Source organism: Sphingobacterium faecium (genome assembly GCF_003054045.1).
Classification (GTDB): domain Bacteria; phylum Bacteroidota; class Bacteroidia; order Sphingobacteriales; family Sphingobacteriaceae; genus Sphingobacterium; species Sphingobacterium faecium.
This window is the reverse complement of sequence record NZ_QBKH01000003.1, coordinates 180,118-196,702: the sequence shown is the minus strand read 5'-3', so window position 1 is coordinate 196,702 and position 16,585 is coordinate 180,118. Positions and strand designations below refer to the sequence as shown.

The window sequence follows — 16,585 nt, the reverse complement described above, 5'->3', positions numbered from 1 at the left end:
TGTGCTATTTGTCTTATGCTGTCGCAGAATCAGAACGTTTTAAAGTCAGTACAGTAATTTCAGGCCATACTCCTACCCGCCCCTTCAATCCATGAAAACCAAAACCTCTATTGACGTATAAAAATTTACCATCACGCTGATACAAACCTGCCCATTGCTTATAAAAATATTGAATCGGACTCCATTTAAACCCAAAAACTTCAATTCCGAACTGCATACCATGAGTATGCCCAGCTAAAGTGAGATGGACATGTTTTTCATGATCAACTGTCACCGCATCCCAGTGTGAAGGATCATGAGACATCAGGATTTTGAATGAATCTATAGGAATATCTTCCGTTGCTTGGGTCAGATTACCAAATTGGTGAAAACCTCCTTTACCCCAGTTCTCCACGCCAATTAATGCAATGCGTTGTCCTTGTTTCTGAAGTGTTACAGTTTCATTCAATAACAGATTGAACCCCATCTCCCTATGTATTTCTTTTAAACGCTTTAGATTAGCTTCTTTACTTGATGCATTATTCCATTTAATATAATCACCATAATCGTGATTACCCAACACTGAATATTTACCATACGGGGCTTTTAAAGCTGTGAAAGTATCGATCCAAGGATCCATCTCCGATGCCATATTATTGACCAGATCTCCTGTAAATAATAAGAGATCACTGTTCTGTGCATTAGCCAAATCAATACCCTTCTGCACCCCTCTTATATTACTTAAACTGCCCGAATGGATGTCAGATAACTGCGTTATCGTAAAACCATCAAATGCTTCAGGCAGATCTGAAAAATATAGAATTTCCTTTCTTACACGATACAAATGCCTACCTCGGGTAAGCCCAAAAACAATAGCTAAAAAGATCGCTACCGCAATAAAAACGACTATTTCACTCACATAAACACTTCGTGCTGGAAAACCGCGAAACAATCGTCCAATATCTTCTATGAATAGGATCGGAAAAGAAAACAACTTTGGTATAAAAACAAGCAACATTGCTGTTATCAAAATAGAAGCAATGCGTTGAATATCACTTATTCGTTGGCGAAGAAAAATAATTGATACAATCGAGACAATTATTAAAACGTCAACAAACCAATAAAAAATTGGAATTGATGAACCCGAAAAAAGTGTAACTACAGCTTGATAAAAGTAAATATCACTGATCAAGAATAGTAATAGAAATAAAATCAGTCTTTTTGCCATATCGTCAAACGCTCTTATAGAGTAGACGAATGCCGTGCCAAATTACTTTATTTTTTTTCAAGTGCAGCGATCCACTTTAACAGTAAGAGGCATCCTGGTGCATATACAGCGCCATGATCAAAGCCCTGTAACTGGAAAAGCTCAGTTTGAGGGTGTTTTAAACTTAACAGCACTGCAGCTAAATGAGCGTTTTCTTCAAATCTTGCAGGTAACTCCAATTTAGGGTCTCCTGTGATTAATAAAATTGGAGGTGCATCTTTTCTAGCAAAACTTAAAGGTGCATATTGATCAATGATAGGGATTTCCATTGACTGGCCTCGCTCCTTCTTTATGGTATAATGAGTATTAGTCTGTGCACTGATAGGTGCTAATCCCTTTATGTTATTGGCATCAATACCATAAGATTTCAAATATGCCTTATTCAACCCCACCATCAAGGCCAAATAACCTCCTGCAGAATGACCGGAAACATAAATTTTAGCAGGATCACCCCCATATTGACTAATATGATTAAAAGCCCAAGCAACAGCAGCAGCGGCATCTTCAATATAAGCTGGCCCTTTAACTTTAGGGCTTAACCGATAATTTACGGCAATAACTGCCACTCCTTTACCCTGCAATTCCAGTGGAACATATTTAGCACCCTCCTCTAATCCTCCACCATGAAACCAGATGATCGTAGCAAAATCCGATTTGTTTTCCGGAAGATACAAATCTAATTTACACCGTTCTTGTTTATACAAATCTGATTCGCTCTTCTCTACATAAGAAATATCCTTTAACAATTTATAGTCCTGAGCTGAAAGCGGAAATTGAGCGAGTACGAAGAAGAAGAAGATCAGACTTTTGTATAACATATTGATATATTTTAAAATAAACTAAATTTAAAGTTAATCAATAAATTAAATATAGCAATAGTAGATATGCTAAAACTGTCGTCAGCAACGTTAACCTAACTACAGGTTTAGCCCATTTGATTATACTAGCTAATAAGCTTATCTCTTGAGATAACCATTCTTCGTCTGAAAAAGATGATCATATAATTAACAATGATTAGATCAATTGGCATTAAAAAACAAGCTTACTACCTACACCAGGTCTTCTATTCAACTTGATTTTATAGCTCTAATAACCAGATGATGTCAATTTAGATAGCTATAAAATATTTTTACATATATACTTTGTTATACTATGTATTTGTTATAGCTTTACATCATGAATAATGAATTTATAAACAAATGGATATCGCAACTTAAGAAAGGAACTTTATCTTTTCTGGTTTTAAGCATTCTAAAAGACGAAAAAGAATATTATGGGTACGACCTGATCAATGAGATAAAAAAGAGAACAGCAATTGAAATTGCCGAAGGCACACTATATCCACTCATGAATAGGCTCAAAGATGAAAATCTAGTCGTATCTAAATGGGTGGAACAAAGCTCCGGAATACCAAGAAAATATTACAATATCACAGCATCCGGGATTGATACCGTAGTAGAGATGACCAAATATTGGAATAATATCAACAAGACCATAAACTCAATTTGATATGAAATTTAAAGAAATAGCATTTAAAGACCCTAATTCAAGCCGTATTTATAAGGATTACCTAAAGCGTGTAAGCCATGCAATACATATATTAGATAAAGAAAATCAGCAGGAAATATTGCTTGAAATAAATAGCCATATTTATGAGGGTACTCGACAAAACTCCAAGGATCAGAACGAGGTTGAACATCTATTGGATGTGTTAGAAAAACTAGGACAACCAGAGGTATTTTTAAAACCAATGGTTGCTGATAGAAAACTTAAAGAGGCGACAAAAACATTTAATCCAATTAAAATAGCAAAAGCTTTAATGCTAAATATTGGAAATGGAATATCTTACATCATTTTTTCATTGTTATATCTGTTCTTATTTGCATTTGTTTTTTTAATCATTGCTAAGATCATAAACCCAGAGCATATAGGTCTTTTTTATCGAGCTAATCACATTTTTGTATTAGGTCAATATAATAATCTACAAGGAGTTAGTTATAGCGAATATGAAAAATTAGGGGATTGGTTTATACCTGTCATACTCGTGTTTATTATTATCCTTTATATCATATTGACCCTCTTTCTAAAACTCAATAAAAACCTAAAAAATAAATCACTATGAACACTAAACATTTTCTATTTCTAGCTTATCTATTCTTTTCTACACTAGTATTTGGACAAGAAATAGATACAAAAAAGTTAGATTTATATTTTTCTACTTTAGCACAAAATAACAAATTCATGGGATCCGTAGCTGTTTCTCAAGCTGGTAAAGTAATTTATACCAATAGCATCGGATTTTCAGATGTTGAAAAACAGATCAAAGCGACTGAAACTTCAACCTATAGAATTGGATCGATATCCAAAACTTTTACAGCGGTACTGATATTAAAAGCTATTGAAGATCGCAAAATAACTTTAGATCAACCTATTAGAAAATATTTTCCCCATATTCAAAATGCAGATCAAATAACCATACTCCAATTACTTCAACATCGATCTGGAATAGCAGATTTTACCGAATTGGATAACTACACCGATTGGAATACCCAAGCAAAATCAGAAAGTGAGATGGTCAGTTTAATTGCAAAAGTAGGAAGCGATTTTATGCCTGATAGCCAGACATCATATAGCAATTCTAACTATGTCTTATTAAGTTTTATTCTTGAAAATATCTATCAAGCGTCTTATTCAGAACTGTTAAGTAAATATATAACCCTTCCTCTATCGTTAAAAAACACCTATTTAGGACACAAAATTAACACGGCAAATAATGAAGCTAAGTCTTATACATTCGATAAAAATTGGATCGCAGCGCCTGAAACAGATATTTCTATTCCCCTAGGTTCGGGCGGTATCGTTTCTAATCCCACTGATTTAGTGACATTTAGTAATGCGCTTTTTCAAGGTAAAATTATCAAAAAAGAAAGCCTTGATCTGATGAAAACGATGAAAGATAATTATGGACTAGGACTTATGGTAACTCCATTTTATGATAAAATAAGTTATGGACATCGAGGTGGAATTGATAAATTCACTTCCGTGTTTAGCTATTTTCCAAAAGAAAATATTTCATTTGCCTTAACTTCTAATGGATCTAATTATAATAGTAATGAGATTCCTATAACGGTTTTAAATGCTGTTTTCAATCAATCATTTGAAATACCAAATTTTTCAACTTATCAAGTAGATAGCTCCATGTTAGATCAATATGTAGGAGTTTATTCGTCGAATCAGGTACCGATTAAACTCACCATAACTAAATCTGGGCACACACTCATTGTTCAAGCCACAGGACAGGCTGCCAATGAGTTAGAACCTAGTGAGAAAGATACATTCAAACTCGAGAAAGCGGGTATTGTATTATCTTTTGATCCACAAGAAAAAACAATGGTCTTGAAACAAGGCGGAGGTGAATTTACTTTTACTAAAGAATAACATACTGAATAGCAACACTATTTTAATAGTACAGCACTTCGTTGCACTATTAAAATAGTGTAAAATTTACTTGATAATTTTTACTTTCAAATCCTTAATACCAACTGGGTGTAAAGACTTCAAATTCAATACATCAAAAGGCTGTTCAACAAAGAATAAGTTACTCAGATTAGATATTCCTCCATCCGCAAATATCTCCACCGAATTATGATCGACCAATAATCTATAGGAGATCGTTTTATGATCTGAGATACGAGGTGACACCGTACGATGAATAAAGGCCGAATTAAAATTAGTATTTCCAGACTTAGACCGATCTACATAGTATTGCTGATTTGATTGGTCAAATCCAAGCACTAATTCGTCTCCTTTTTCATTACCCAATATGATATTAAAAGGAGCAACTTGATCGACGACAAATGACAATTCAAACGCACCATTACTTCCTTTTATATATTTGCTCAAATCTAATGACCCATTTTCCAGCGTTGCATCTCCAATTTCTTCCACGCTGCCCGTCCCTGTGATAGGTATCGAGACCAAATACCAATCATTATTTACCTGTTGTAGATGAAGTGTCCTTGCTATTGTCATTCCGCTTCGCCAAGTAGATGCTGGTACAGTATTGGCATATTCCCAGTTGCTCATCCACCCCATCAAGATATGGCGGTCGCCAGTATTAGAAAAAGTTACTCCAGCATAGTTGTCAGGTCCATAATCCATCCATCTAATATCGTGCTGATTCGAAGTAAAAGTTTTACCATCAAACTCACCCACAAAATATTGCGTTGCCGAACCAGTATTAGGTCCTCCTGGATTGATGCTCACAAGTAATACCCATTTTTCACCATCAGGCGTCGAAAAACGAAGTAAATCTGGACATTCCCAAACTCCACCATGTGCGCCTACTTCGTTCCCAAATTCACTAAGCTTGACCCATTCTTTCAGATTGCGAGAACCATAAAAAGTAATCGACTGTTTGGTAGCTAATGTCATCACCCATTGCTTACTTTCGGCATGCCACATCACTTTTGGATCACGAAAATCCCAAATTCCTGGATTTGGCAACACTGGATTACCTTCATATTTCGTCCATGACTTTCCTTTATCCAAGCTGTAAGCGATACTTTGATATTGATGCAACCCTGTTTTCTGGTTTTCGATTTTATGATTATGATGTGTAAAGATTGCCACTAAGGCATCTTTACCAAATCCAGCAGTATTGTCTTTGTCAATTACAGCACTACCCGAAAAGATAGTCCCGAGGCTATCTGGAAATAAAGCAATAGGTTGTTCTTCCCAATGAATTAAATCCGTACTCGTAGCATGTCCCCAATGCATCGGTCCCCATACAGTCGAATCTGGATTATGTTGAAAAAACAGATGGTAAGTTCCATCTAAAAATATCATTCCATTCGGATCATTCATCCATCCCGCTTTGGGAGTAAAATGATAGGTAGGTCTATATTTTTCATTCTTTACAGACTTTGTTTTCGACGACGTATGACAGCTATTAAATACTGTCAAAACCAATAAAATACCTAATAATTTCCTCATTACCATATGCTTTTAAGTTTATAAAATTCCAGATTATCTATCATTGCTTTTCCACCTTTTTCCCGTAGTTCAATTTAATATTATTAATACCAACCAAAATTTTGGACATATAGTTTTTTACTGAAATTGATTTGCGACAATGGTATCGGAAAATATTCATCTCTACTTTTCTTAAATACCGAAGCTGCCAAATAATTTCGTCGTGTTTTTTCTTTCTGCAAGTAAGCATTGATATATGTATCCGCAATTCCCCAACGTACCAGATCAAAGAACCGAAACCCTTCCATAGCAAATTCCAATCTTCTCTCCCAACGCAATGCCTCACGTGCATAATTTTGATTCCAAGTACAGTTTACCCCATCTACATATGCGGCAACTTTAAATTGACCTGTAGGCGCACCTTCACGATCCACCAATCTAAACGTACTCTCAGCTGCCCGTTTCCTGATTTTATTTATAATGGGTAATGCCTGCGTATGTCTACCCAATTCGATCAAAGACTCAGCTTTCCAGAGCAAGACATCATCAAATCTGATAATATCCCTATTTTTACTACTGCTCATAAATGGATTTACCTTTTTAAAACAAGGGTTATCATATAACACCACTTCTTTCAATGACATATAGTTGCCATAAGTTTCGATTTGGCGAACCCAACTATTCTGAAAGATAAAATCAGTTTTATACTTATATGGGAGACCGACGATAGCTACCGTATGCAATAATCTAGGATCCACATTTTGTGTTTTCACCTGTGCAGCAGTTGTTAGATCTAGATTGTTAAATCCTGTAAACTGTGGTAAACCCTCATTATCGGTTTTGAATGCATTGACTAGATTTTGACTTGGTTGATGGAAACCGCAGCAACCATACTCATTGTTCATGGGATAGTTGAGCATAGCACTCCAATCTAAACGACCAAATTCTGTTCCATCATTCAGCGAATTCTGCACTGCAAAAATAGACTCAGGACCATTTTCATATTCACACAGAAAGTTAAAAGCAAAATCCTGTGACAAGTCATAGCGTCCCTCGAGTTCCGTGACAAGCTTCACCACTTCTTCCAATTTTTGGCTATTAATACCTGTCACCTGATGTTGCTCATTTTGCTCATATGCCGCATATAGTAAAGCCTTCGCTAGATATGCTTTAGCCATAAATTGATTAGCTCTCCCTTTATGACCCTCCTGTTGTTCGGGCAATGTAGTGGCTGCAAATCTAAATTCATCAATAATCTTATTCCATTGTTCAGTATCAGAATACTCCCGATTGGATATGGTAACATAATCCTCTGGTGCTAAGTTTTCATCTACAAAAGGGATATACTTGAAAAGTAATTTGAGCTCAAACATATAATGAGCCCTCAAAAACCGCATTTCAGCGGTGCGGATGTCTTTCTTAGGATAGTCAGTTGCATTCAGACCATTTATAACTCGTAAAGCATTGTTTGCACGTGATATGGCAACATATTGTCGGTACCACTTTTGATCCAATCCGCCAACATCTACCCGCATAGAGACAAAGGTCTCGTAGAGGTTCCATTCTTCCATATCACCCGTACCAGCACCTCCCTTGTAAGCATCTCCACTCCTCAAATCGCCATATGGCCATAGGCTATTTGTTTTATTATTATAGTTTTCATTACCCAATGAAGAATATGCAGCAATGACCAGATTTTCTGCTGCCTCCACATTATTCAACTGATTTTCGCCCAATTGACCTTTGGGATTGATATCCAGATAATCACTGCAGCTGCTCACTAATATTAGCGATAACACAGTGTAACATATATATATTGATTTTTTCATGACAAGGTTACGATTAAAATGAAACATTTATACCTGCGGTAATTGAAAACGGAATTGGATACCCCGAATTTGGGGTTTCTGGATCTACACCTGTATATTTATAATTTCCCCAGCTCTTTTTAAATGCCAACAGGTTTTCGCCTAATACATAGAATCTTACTCCCTGACTTTTAATTCTTTTCAATACAGATGAGGACAAACTATATCCCAATTCCAGTGTTCTCAACTTAAAATAAGAGGCGCTTTCTACAAAGTAACTAGAGAATCTTTTTTCATTATTGAGATCGTTAAATGATAAAGCTGGAATATCTGATTGCGAGTTTTGTGGTGACCATGCATCCAGTACGCGTGTACCATAATTTTCACCACCAAAAAAGCTGATAAAATCCGTATAACCTTTAGCAGAATTGTTAACCAAACCACCATAAACCCCATTCCAGAACATACTCAAGTCCCATTGCTTATAGCCTACCGAGAAATTTACTCCATAAATAAAATCTGGATCGGCAATACCTAGCCAAGTTCGGTCTTCATCACCGATTCGACCATCTTGATTGATATCTTGATATCTGATTCGTCCTAACCCTTTGCCGACCTGTTCTGCATGCGCATTTACCTCTTCCATGGTTCTAAAAAGACCATCCGCTACATATCCAAACATGGAATTAAGTGGCCTTCCTAAAATGGTTTGATCTACCCCATTTCCAGGATAAGAATTAATAACATCCTCTGGTAGTTTGACTATTTTATTGCGGTATCCAGCCATGTTTCCCGTTACGGAATACTTCCAATTGTTATGAGATGATGAATAGGATAACAAAAATTCATATCCCCTATTTGACATACTTGCTCCATTTACCCAACGATTGCCCCCTTCACCCAAAGTGGCAATAAAAGGTGGCGATATCAGGATATCCGAGGTGTTCTTTTTAAAATAATCGAATGAACCTGTTAGTTTTTGATTAAAAAATCCAAAATCCACACCAATATTATGCTGAGTAGCCGATTCCCAGCGTAGATTAGGGTTAGGTTGCTGCACACGTCTATATCCAGAAGGTAGTGTACCTGTACCAGCACCATTGATATCGTATGCGGTTCCATTGTCAGGATCCCATGTTGGATTAGTCGCATAACTCGCTTGATACATCCCATAAGAAGCGAAATCACCAATCTCTTGATTACCTACTTTTCCCCAACCATAGCGTATCTTCAGATCTGATATGACATCGACAGATTTCAGGAAATCTTCTTGACTTAAACGCCAACCTGCAGATAAAGCAGGGAACCAACCAAATTGATTGTTAGCTCCAAATCGGGACGAACCGTCGTATCTTGCTGTTGCAGATAGCAAATATTTATTCGCTAAATTGTAGTTTACTTTTCCAAAATACGAAAGCAGTCGGTAGGCAGTACCACTCCCACTATTTGTTTGAATACCCTCTCCAGCATCCAGATACATATAATCGGGATCTTCAGAAGCAAATTTACGACGTCCTGCCTGCAGATTCTCAGCATAATAATCTATGAGCTCCTGACCAGCCAAAAAATCAAAATGATGCTTTTCATTCAGGATCCATTTATAGGTCAGCGTATTATTCCACACATAGTTACCCCATCTATTATTAACATTGTTTAAACTTGCTGTATTTTCGGACATAAATCCAGAAACATAGGTTTTCTGCATATTGCGGTCCCAGAGAAAAGAATAGTCCATCCCAAGCATGGATCTAAATTTTAGATTTTCTAACAATTTCACTTCGATATACATATCGCCAAATAAACGCAGCATATTTCGTCTATTCTGCTCATTATCGGCGATCAGTCTAACCGGATTTTGGCGATCGCTCATCCCTGCTACAGGACCACCCCAACCCATACCATCTACAGTATGTACAGGAACGATCGGTTGTATATTACGCGTGCGATCTAACACATTGCCTAGTACATCTTGTTTTATTTTGGTGATCGATAAGTTTTCACCTATTTTCACACGACCCTCCAGTAAATTAAAATCTGTATTTAACCGACCGGACAGACGTTCAAAATACGTTCCTTTAACCGTTCCTTGATTATCGAAATAATCCACAGAAAAGAGTGCTCTACTCTTATCGTTACCCGTCATTAAGCTTACATTGTAATTCTGTACCAAAGCCGTCTGTCCCACTTCCTGTACCCAATCGGTATTGGCAGCACGCATTGTCTTAGCATCATCAATATATTCGGGTACTATAATTTCATTCAGTTGCCAGCTGCCATCACTATTTTGCACATCTTTAAACGTATAAACTCCAAAGTTTGGATCTGTACCATCATGACGTCCAGCTTGCCATTGTACACGCCCCCGTTGCTGGGTATCCAGCCAGTCCAATGATTTTGCATAATTTTTGATACCAGTAGATACACGTGCATCTACACGTGTAGCACCTTTACCCCCTTTTTTTGTCGTAATAATGATTACCCCATTAGCTGCGCGAGAGCCATAGATGCTTGATGAAGATGCATCTTTAAGAATCTGAATCGATTCAATATCAAGTCCAGATATTTCATTCATGGATTTAGTACTTGGCATACCATCAATAATATATAAAGGGCTGTTGTTGCCCAAAGTTCCAATTCCACGAATGAGCACATTGGCAGAACCGTCAGGTGAACCACTAGTCGTAATAAATGCACCAGGTACTCGACCTTGAAGGCTTTTCATGACATTCCCTGTTAGGGGTGCATTTATTTCATCCATTTTCACTACTGCGACTGCCCCCGTAAGATCTGCTTTACGCTGCGTTTGATATCCCGTAACGACAACCTCTTCCAAGTTTTCTCCTTCGTCCATCACTACATTTACGACTCGTTGCTCGCCCACGGTTACATATACTATTTTCTTGCCGACACGAGTATAGCGGATCTGAGTACCTTTGGTGGCATTTATTTTATAATTTCCATTTTCATCGCTAGCAGTCACATGCTGTGTTCCCATTACGGTAACTGTCACATCGGATAGTGGAAGTCCCTTGTTATCGGTAATTTTTCCAGACAACGGAATGTCTTGGGCATACACCGTTGACAACAGGCATCCCAGGAACAATAGTGTAAAAACTATTCTTCTCATAATTTAGTAAATTTTAGTTGTTTATAATTAGCGTTTATCAAGATATAGGTTAGGTCAATCTTTTTCTTAACTTGAATTAGCCTCCCCTCTTCCCAAATAATGAATCCATTCAAATCTGTTGATCGTACTCGCATCATAGCTTGGACATGCTCCAGTACTTTGCGTAACAAAAGCACTTAGCGTAGCCGCAAACCCCATGGTTTCTTCAATACTGATATCAACTTGATTGCGCATACGTTTCGATAAAAAAGCAGCCAAAAAAGAATCTCCACTCCCAATGGTATCCTTCACATCAACCTGATATGCCGCAAAATGATAACTGACGCCCGTTCGTTTAGCGTGATAAATTGCTCCAGCAGCACCATAGGTTACAATGACCTCATCAATAGCATATCGTTGCATAATCTGCTCCACCAACTGTCCATCATTGTCTTCCTTAGGTAGATCTAACCACTGCGCAATGATCCCGAGTTCCTCTTTATTCATCTTCACGAGATCAGCATAACTCAGCAAATCCAACAAGCGCGATTGTGAATAGAAAGGTGCTCGCAAATTAACATCTAACACTTTGTAATTCGCCAACTTTAATAGTTCCCTTAGCGTACGATATGAAACCTCATGACGTGAAGAAAGGCTACCATAGACTAGAAAATCAGCATGCTGAACAGCAATGATATCATCTTCAGTTAACTGGATATAATCCCATGCTACAGGAAAAACAATCTCATAAGTAACTTCCAATTGTTCATCCACATGTACTTCTACAGTTGAAGTGGCATGCTCCTCATCGACCTGCAAAAGTTTAGTAGGAATACCACGTTCTTCACACCCTGTAATCAATTCACCTCCACCATTATCTTTTCCCACCCGGCTGATGATCTGAGTTTCTAAGCCAAGCTTATTGAGGTGATAAGCAACATTTAAAGGAGCTCCACCAAGTTTTTTACCTGTGGGTAAGTTGTCCCACAGCACTTCACCAAAGCAAAGTCCACGAATGGTTAATTTTTCTCTCCTCATCCTTAATGTAAATTAATCGTTTGATCCATATTTTCTAATGAAGTTCCTTTAGTCTCAGGCATCATACGGATCACAAAAATCAATTGCAATACCATGAAGCCTGCAAAAATCAAGAAGGTGTATCCGCCCCCTAAAAATTCAGTTAGCGCGGGAAAACAAAATGTAATAAGCGCAGCCATCACCCAATGTGTCAGACTCCCGATTGTTTGCCCTTTAGCACGAACATCATTTGGAAAAATTTCGGAAATAAACACCCAGATTACAGCTCCTTGAGAGAATGCAAAAAAAGCAATATAAAGCATCAAATAAAAAGTAATAGACAACCCTTCTGTATGCCCAGAAAAGAAGGCAAATGAAACCAATGATAGCGAAAGGATAAGTCCAATTGACCCCACTAACATGAGTTTTCGTCTACCTACTTTATCAATGAAATTGATAGCCAGTAGCGTGAATATAAAATTTACAAGCCCGATACCCACACTCGATAACAAAGAACTTTGAGCACCTAATCCTGCCATTTCAAATACCCGAGGTGCATAATAGATGATTGCATTAATACCAGAAACTTGATTAAAAACAGCAAATAATATGGCTAAGATCAATGGAGTGCGATATTGTTTAGAAAAAAGAGCACTCGACTGTTCACCTGCACGTTGACTGTTTTGTCGACTATCGATAATAAACTGTACTTCATCTTTATAATTGTCCGCATTGATCTTCTTCATGGTTTCCTCAGCTTCTTCACGTCTATTACGATGCAATAAAAGCCATCTTGGACTTTCAGGAATGAAAAATATAAGTATAAAGAATAATGCAGCTGGAAAAGCTTGGACACCTAGCATCCATCGCCATGACTCCTCCCCCCATTGTCCGATCAAATAATTGGACAAATATGCAATGAGTATACCCAATACGACATTAAATTGAAAAAGACCAACAAGCTTACCTCTAGACTTGGCAGGTGAGATTTCTGTAATATAAATCGGTGCGGTGACCGAGGAAACACCAACACCTATACCTCCTAAAAATCGAAATATCAAAAAGAGCGACCAGTCATAGGCTAATGCAGTACCTATAGCAGAGAAAAAGTAGAGTAAAGCAACTGCGAAAAGCGTATTTTTTCGACCAAATCGATCAGAAGGTAATGCACCAAGAGCAGCACCAACAACAGTTCCTATCAAAGCGATAGCCATCGTCAATCCATGCTCAAACTCAGTCAAATTCCAAAATACCTGAACTGCTTTCTCCGCTCCAGAAATTACCGCTGTATCAAATCCAAATAAAAATCCTCCCAGGGCCACGACAAATGACCAGGCCAACACCATGTTTTTGTTCATATCACTTTTATAATTGATTAGAAGCAAATCTATGTGCCCAAGTCTACTTTAGAGATACAAATAGCAGACAAATTGAATAAAATTTGATACATGAAACAAAATACACACAAACACAATGACTTTCAGTTGATTAAATATTGACCCCCATATATTGATTAGTGAAAATTGAACAAAAAATTATAATCCTGATTCATTTTATACCCCAATAATACTAATGTACTTTTTACACTAAGTTTGAATAGAGAAGCTTCAAAAAATAAAAAAATGTATATTGCCTTTCGTTTATATAATCAAGTATGCCTAGAAGTCTTATATATGTATTCCTCTTGTCCATGTTGCTTTTTATTTCTTGTCAGCAACATCAACCTCAAGAAAAATATACCATCGCTTTTTCTCAGTGTATAGGGACTGATGCATGGAGACAAACCATGCTGCAAGAGATGAAACGTGAACTGAGTTTCCATCCTGAAATAGCATTTCTCTATGCAGATGCAAAAGGTAATAGCAAACAGCAGATCCAACAGATAGAAACTTTTTTAAAACAAGATATTGACTTACTGATCGTATCTCCCAACGAAGCAGATCCACTTACACCGATAGTCAACTCCATCTATCAACAGAATATTCCGGTTATTGTAACTGATCGTAAGACCTCATCTAATCTATATAATGCTTACGTAGGTGCCGATAATGTGGCTATTGGTAATTTGGCAGGCAAATACATTGCAAACACACTCAAAGGAAAAGGCAATATTTCGATCATCACAGGGCTGAAAGGAACCTCAGCCTCCATTGAACGAGAAAAAGGTCTTCGCGAATCCCTAAGGGATCACCCAGCCATAAAAATCACCCATGTTCTAGAAGGAGATTGGGAACGAGCAAAGGCTCGTACGCTAGCCCAAGATCATTTGGAAGAATTAGCAAGTAGCGACCTCATTTTTGCTTTCAATGATCAGATGGCATTAGGAGTACGAGAAATTCTGCAGCGATTTGACACCAAAGCTAATCAAATTATCATCGGTGTTGATGCGCTACCAGGTTCCGGCAATGGACTAGAACAGATCAATAAAGGCTATCTGCAAGCTTCCCTACTTTATCCAACCGGAGGAGCCGAAGCTATAAGAACAGCAATAGCTATACTAAAAAAGGAATTTTATCAAAGGGACAATCTGTTAGGCACATTAGTCATCGATAGTAGCAATGCTAATCTGATGGCACTCCAATCTGAAAAAATCGAAGTGCAACAAAGCGATATCGATAGGCAACAGATGCTGATCACGGAGCAGAGCAAAATCTACAACGATCAGAAAACCATTCTTAACGTACTGATCATAAGTTTAGTTATGGCTGTGGTATTTGGCGGCGTGTCCATCATTGTGATCAAAAGTAACTGGAGTAAAAATAAAGATTTAGAGAGCCAAAATAAAGAAATCTTACAGCAGCAACAGCAACTCATCGAGATGAGTGAACAAGTCAAAGAAGCTTCTGAAGCACGCAGTAATTTTTTCACTAATGTATCACACGAATTTAAAACTCCACTTACCCTGATATTAGCTCCTGTAGAAGAATTATTGAAAGAAAAGGGAATTTCAGTGAGTGCTAAGGAACAATTACAACGTATTAGACGCAGCGCGCATAAATTATTCCAGCTTGTAAATGAACTTATTGATATGCATAAGATATCAAAATCCAAGATCAGATTACAGGCAGCACCTGTACCAATAGATCATTTTATACATCAGGTGATCGCAACATTTAAACCTTTATCAACGCTAAATAGAATATCACTTTCCTATAGCAATAGGGCACAAATCAAAGAGCTCTGGTTTGACGAATACCTGCTTGAACAAGTCATGTCCAATCTAATCTCTAATGCTATCAAATTTACCGAGAAGAACGGTAAGATCGAAATCATTTTGGAGCGCAATACTTTTGGCGATTATGTTTACCTCCGCGTCATCGATAATGGCAGAGGCATCAGCCCAGAACATATTGATCATGTATTTGACCCTTTCTATCAAGGCGGATATAATCCTGATGGTTCTGGTATAGGACTTTCATATGTACAGGAAATTATCAATCTTCATCACGGACAAGTTACTGTCAGTAGTAAACTAAATGAGGGTTCCTGTTTCACCATACGGCTACCTATAGGTCATCTACACCTCAAAGACCATGAACGCAGGGAGAACGTTCCATCAACATCATCAATCACCAAACAAGCATTATCGACCTACAACTCGAAGCAGCTCGACGAAGAGGTCAGCTTTACCTCCAGCAGATTTCCAAGCATACTGCTTATCGATGATCATGCAGATATCCGGATGTTTTTAAAGGATCTGTTGAGACAGGAGTATAATATTTATACAGCAGAAAATTATGATCGTGCAGTACAGTTAGCTACGACTAAATATCCAGATGTAATCGTTTGTGATGTTATGTTGCCAGACAAAAGTGGTATAGAAGTACTAAAATATCTAAAATTCGATGCACAGACTTCACACATCCCCATTATCTTGCTCACAGCAATAGATTCAGATGAAGGCAAGATCGCAGGTATGAGAGCTATGGCAGATGCATACCTAACTAAACCTTTCAATACAGATCACTTAAAAGCTGTAATAGAAAATTTATTATATCTACGCAAAGGCTTAAAAGAACGGTATATGAGTGAGATAGATCCATCTGATGATCTGAGCGAACGTGAGTATTCGGAACAGGACAAGCGATTTCTAAACAACTTCTCTGCAGTCGTAGAGTCTAGATTATCCGATCCAAAACTAAGCGTAGAAGATATTAGCTCAGAGCTCCACATGTCACGTGTACAATTGTATAGAAAAGTAAAAGCTTTACTACAATGCAGTGTTAATGAACATTTGCTGCAAAGAAGAATGAAAAAGGCTCAACACCTCATTATGGAAGGACTTAATATTAATGAAATAGCAGAAAAGGTCGGATTTTCATCAGCCGCTTATTTCACATCCGCATTCAAAAAATATTATGGAATTACTCCATCTGCCTTTAAAAAGGAAAAAATTAAATAAATGGATATGATGATAATAAACAAATAAATCTA

General features: G+C 37.4%; 11 protein-coding genes. 4 read left to right on the top strand and 7 right to left on the bottom strand.

The annotated features are described in order from the left end of the window. Positions 1 to 13 precede the first annotated feature (13 nt). Entirely contained in the window at positions 14 to 1,207 is a 1,194-nt protein-coding gene (locus tag C8N37_RS08995; RefSeq protein WP_108158613.1) for a metallophosphoesterase, read from the bottom strand. A 47-nt stretch (positions 1,208 to 1,254) separates the two neighbouring features. Further along, complete coding sequence (locus tag C8N37_RS08990; RefSeq protein ID WP_108158612.1) at positions 1,255 to 2,064, bottom strand: alpha/beta hydrolase; 810 nt, start codon at positions 2,062 to 2,064, stop codon at positions 1,255 to 1,257. A 358-nt stretch (positions 2,065 to 2,422) separates the two neighbouring features. Between C8N37_RS08990 and C8N37_RS08985 the strand changes: the two genes are divergently transcribed. From C8N37_RS08985 to C8N37_RS08975, 3 genes are read left to right on the top strand one after another with little or no spacing between them, the layout of a single operon-like run. Continuing rightward, positions 2,423 to 2,755, top strand: a complete 333-nt coding sequence (locus tag C8N37_RS08985) for a PadR family transcriptional regulator (RefSeq protein WP_108158611.1) — start codon at positions 2,423 to 2,425, stop codon at positions 2,753 to 2,755. 1 nt (position 2,756) lies between these two features. Next, positions 2,757 to 3,368, top strand: coding sequence for an HAAS signaling domain-containing protein (locus tag C8N37_RS08980; protein ID WP_108158610.1), 612 nt, complete (start codon positions 2,757 to 2,759; stop codon positions 3,366 to 3,368). Continuing rightward, the gene (locus C8N37_RS08975; RefSeq protein ID WP_108158609.1) at positions 3,365 to 4,684 is read left to right on the top strand and encodes a serine hydrolase domain-containing protein; all 1,320 of its coding nucleotides are present in this window, start codon (positions 3,365 to 3,367) and stop codon (positions 4,682 to 4,684) included. The genes C8N37_RS08980 and C8N37_RS08975 overlap by 4 nt, the downstream gene beginning before the upstream one ends. 66 nt (positions 4,685 to 4,750) lie before the next feature. Here the strand turns inward: C8N37_RS08975 and C8N37_RS08970 are convergent, their stop codons facing one another. The 5 genes from C8N37_RS08970 to C8N37_RS08950 form a co-directional block, all read right to left on the bottom strand. Next, complete coding sequence (locus tag C8N37_RS08970) at positions 4,751 to 6,241, bottom strand: glycoside hydrolase family 32 protein (protein ID WP_244914380.1); 1,491 nt, start codon at positions 6,239 to 6,241, stop codon at positions 4,751 to 4,753. An 83-nt stretch (positions 6,242 to 6,324) separates the two neighbouring features. After that, positions 6,325 to 8,019, bottom strand: coding sequence for a RagB/SusD family nutrient uptake outer membrane protein (locus C8N37_RS08965; RefSeq protein ID WP_244914379.1), 1,695 nt, complete (start codon positions 8,017 to 8,019; stop codon positions 6,325 to 6,327). Positions 8,020 to 8,062: 43 nt separating this feature from the next. Continuing rightward, complete coding sequence (locus C8N37_RS08960) at positions 8,063 to 11,155, bottom strand: SusC/RagA family TonB-linked outer membrane protein (RefSeq protein ID WP_108158607.1); 3,093 nt, start codon at positions 11,153 to 11,155, stop codon at positions 8,063 to 8,065. 66 nt (positions 11,156 to 11,221) lie between these two features. Further along, complete coding sequence (locus C8N37_RS08955) at positions 11,222 to 12,172, bottom strand: carbohydrate kinase family protein (RefSeq protein ID WP_108158606.1); 951 nt, start codon at positions 12,170 to 12,172, stop codon at positions 11,222 to 11,224. A 2-nt stretch (positions 12,173 to 12,174) separates the two neighbouring features. Then, positions 12,175 to 13,536 carry a sugar porter family MFS transporter gene (locus C8N37_RS08950; RefSeq protein WP_261775306.1) on the bottom strand — a complete coding sequence of 454 codons (1,362 nt, stop codon included), beginning with the start codon at positions 13,534 to 13,536 and terminating at the stop codon, positions 12,175 to 12,177. Positions 13,537 to 13,805: 269 nt separating this feature from the next. On the opposite strand from C8N37_RS08950, the gene C8N37_RS08945 reads away from it, so the two are divergent. Then, positions 13,806 to 16,553 (top strand): substrate-binding domain-containing protein, encoded by a 2,748-nt coding sequence (locus tag C8N37_RS08945; RefSeq protein ID WP_108158604.1) that lies wholly within the window; start codon positions 13,806 to 13,808, stop codon positions 16,551 to 16,553. Positions 16,554 to 16,585 lie beyond the last annotated feature (32 nt).

Excerpts from the sequence above, each read along its gene's own strand:
- C8N37_RS08960 (WP_108158607.1), bottom strand. The coding sequence starts at position 11,155 with ATGAGAAGAATAGTTTTTACACTATTGTTCCTGGGATGCCTGTTGTCA.
- C8N37_RS08955 (WP_108158606.1), bottom strand. The coding sequence starts at position 12,172 with ATGAGGAGAGAAAAATTAACCATTCGTGGACTTTGCTTTGGTGAAGTG.
- C8N37_RS08945 (WP_108158604.1), top strand. The coding sequence starts at position 13,806 with ATGCCTAGAAGTCTTATATATGTATTCCTCTTGTCCATGTTGCTTTTT.
- C8N37_RS08995 (WP_108158613.1), bottom strand. The coding sequence starts at position 1,207 with ATGGCAAAAAGACTGATTTTATTTCTATTACTATTCTTGATCAGTGAT.
- C8N37_RS08990 (WP_108158612.1), bottom strand. The coding sequence starts at position 2,064 with ATGTTATACAAAAGTCTGATCTTCTTCTTCTTCGTACTCGCTCAATTT.
- C8N37_RS08975 (WP_108158609.1), top strand. The coding sequence starts at position 3,365 with ATGAACACTAAACATTTTCTATTTCTAGCTTATCTATTCTTTTCTACA.
- C8N37_RS08970 (WP_244914380.1), bottom strand. The coding sequence starts at position 6,241 with ATGAGGAAATTATTAGGTATTTTATTGGTTTTGACAGTATTTAATAGC.
- C8N37_RS08985 (WP_108158611.1), top strand. The coding sequence starts at position 2,423 with ATGAATAATGAATTTATAAACAAATGGATATCGCAACTTAAGAAAGGA.
- C8N37_RS08980 (WP_108158610.1), top strand. The coding sequence starts at position 2,757 with ATGAAATTTAAAGAAATAGCATTTAAAGACCCTAATTCAAGCCGTATT.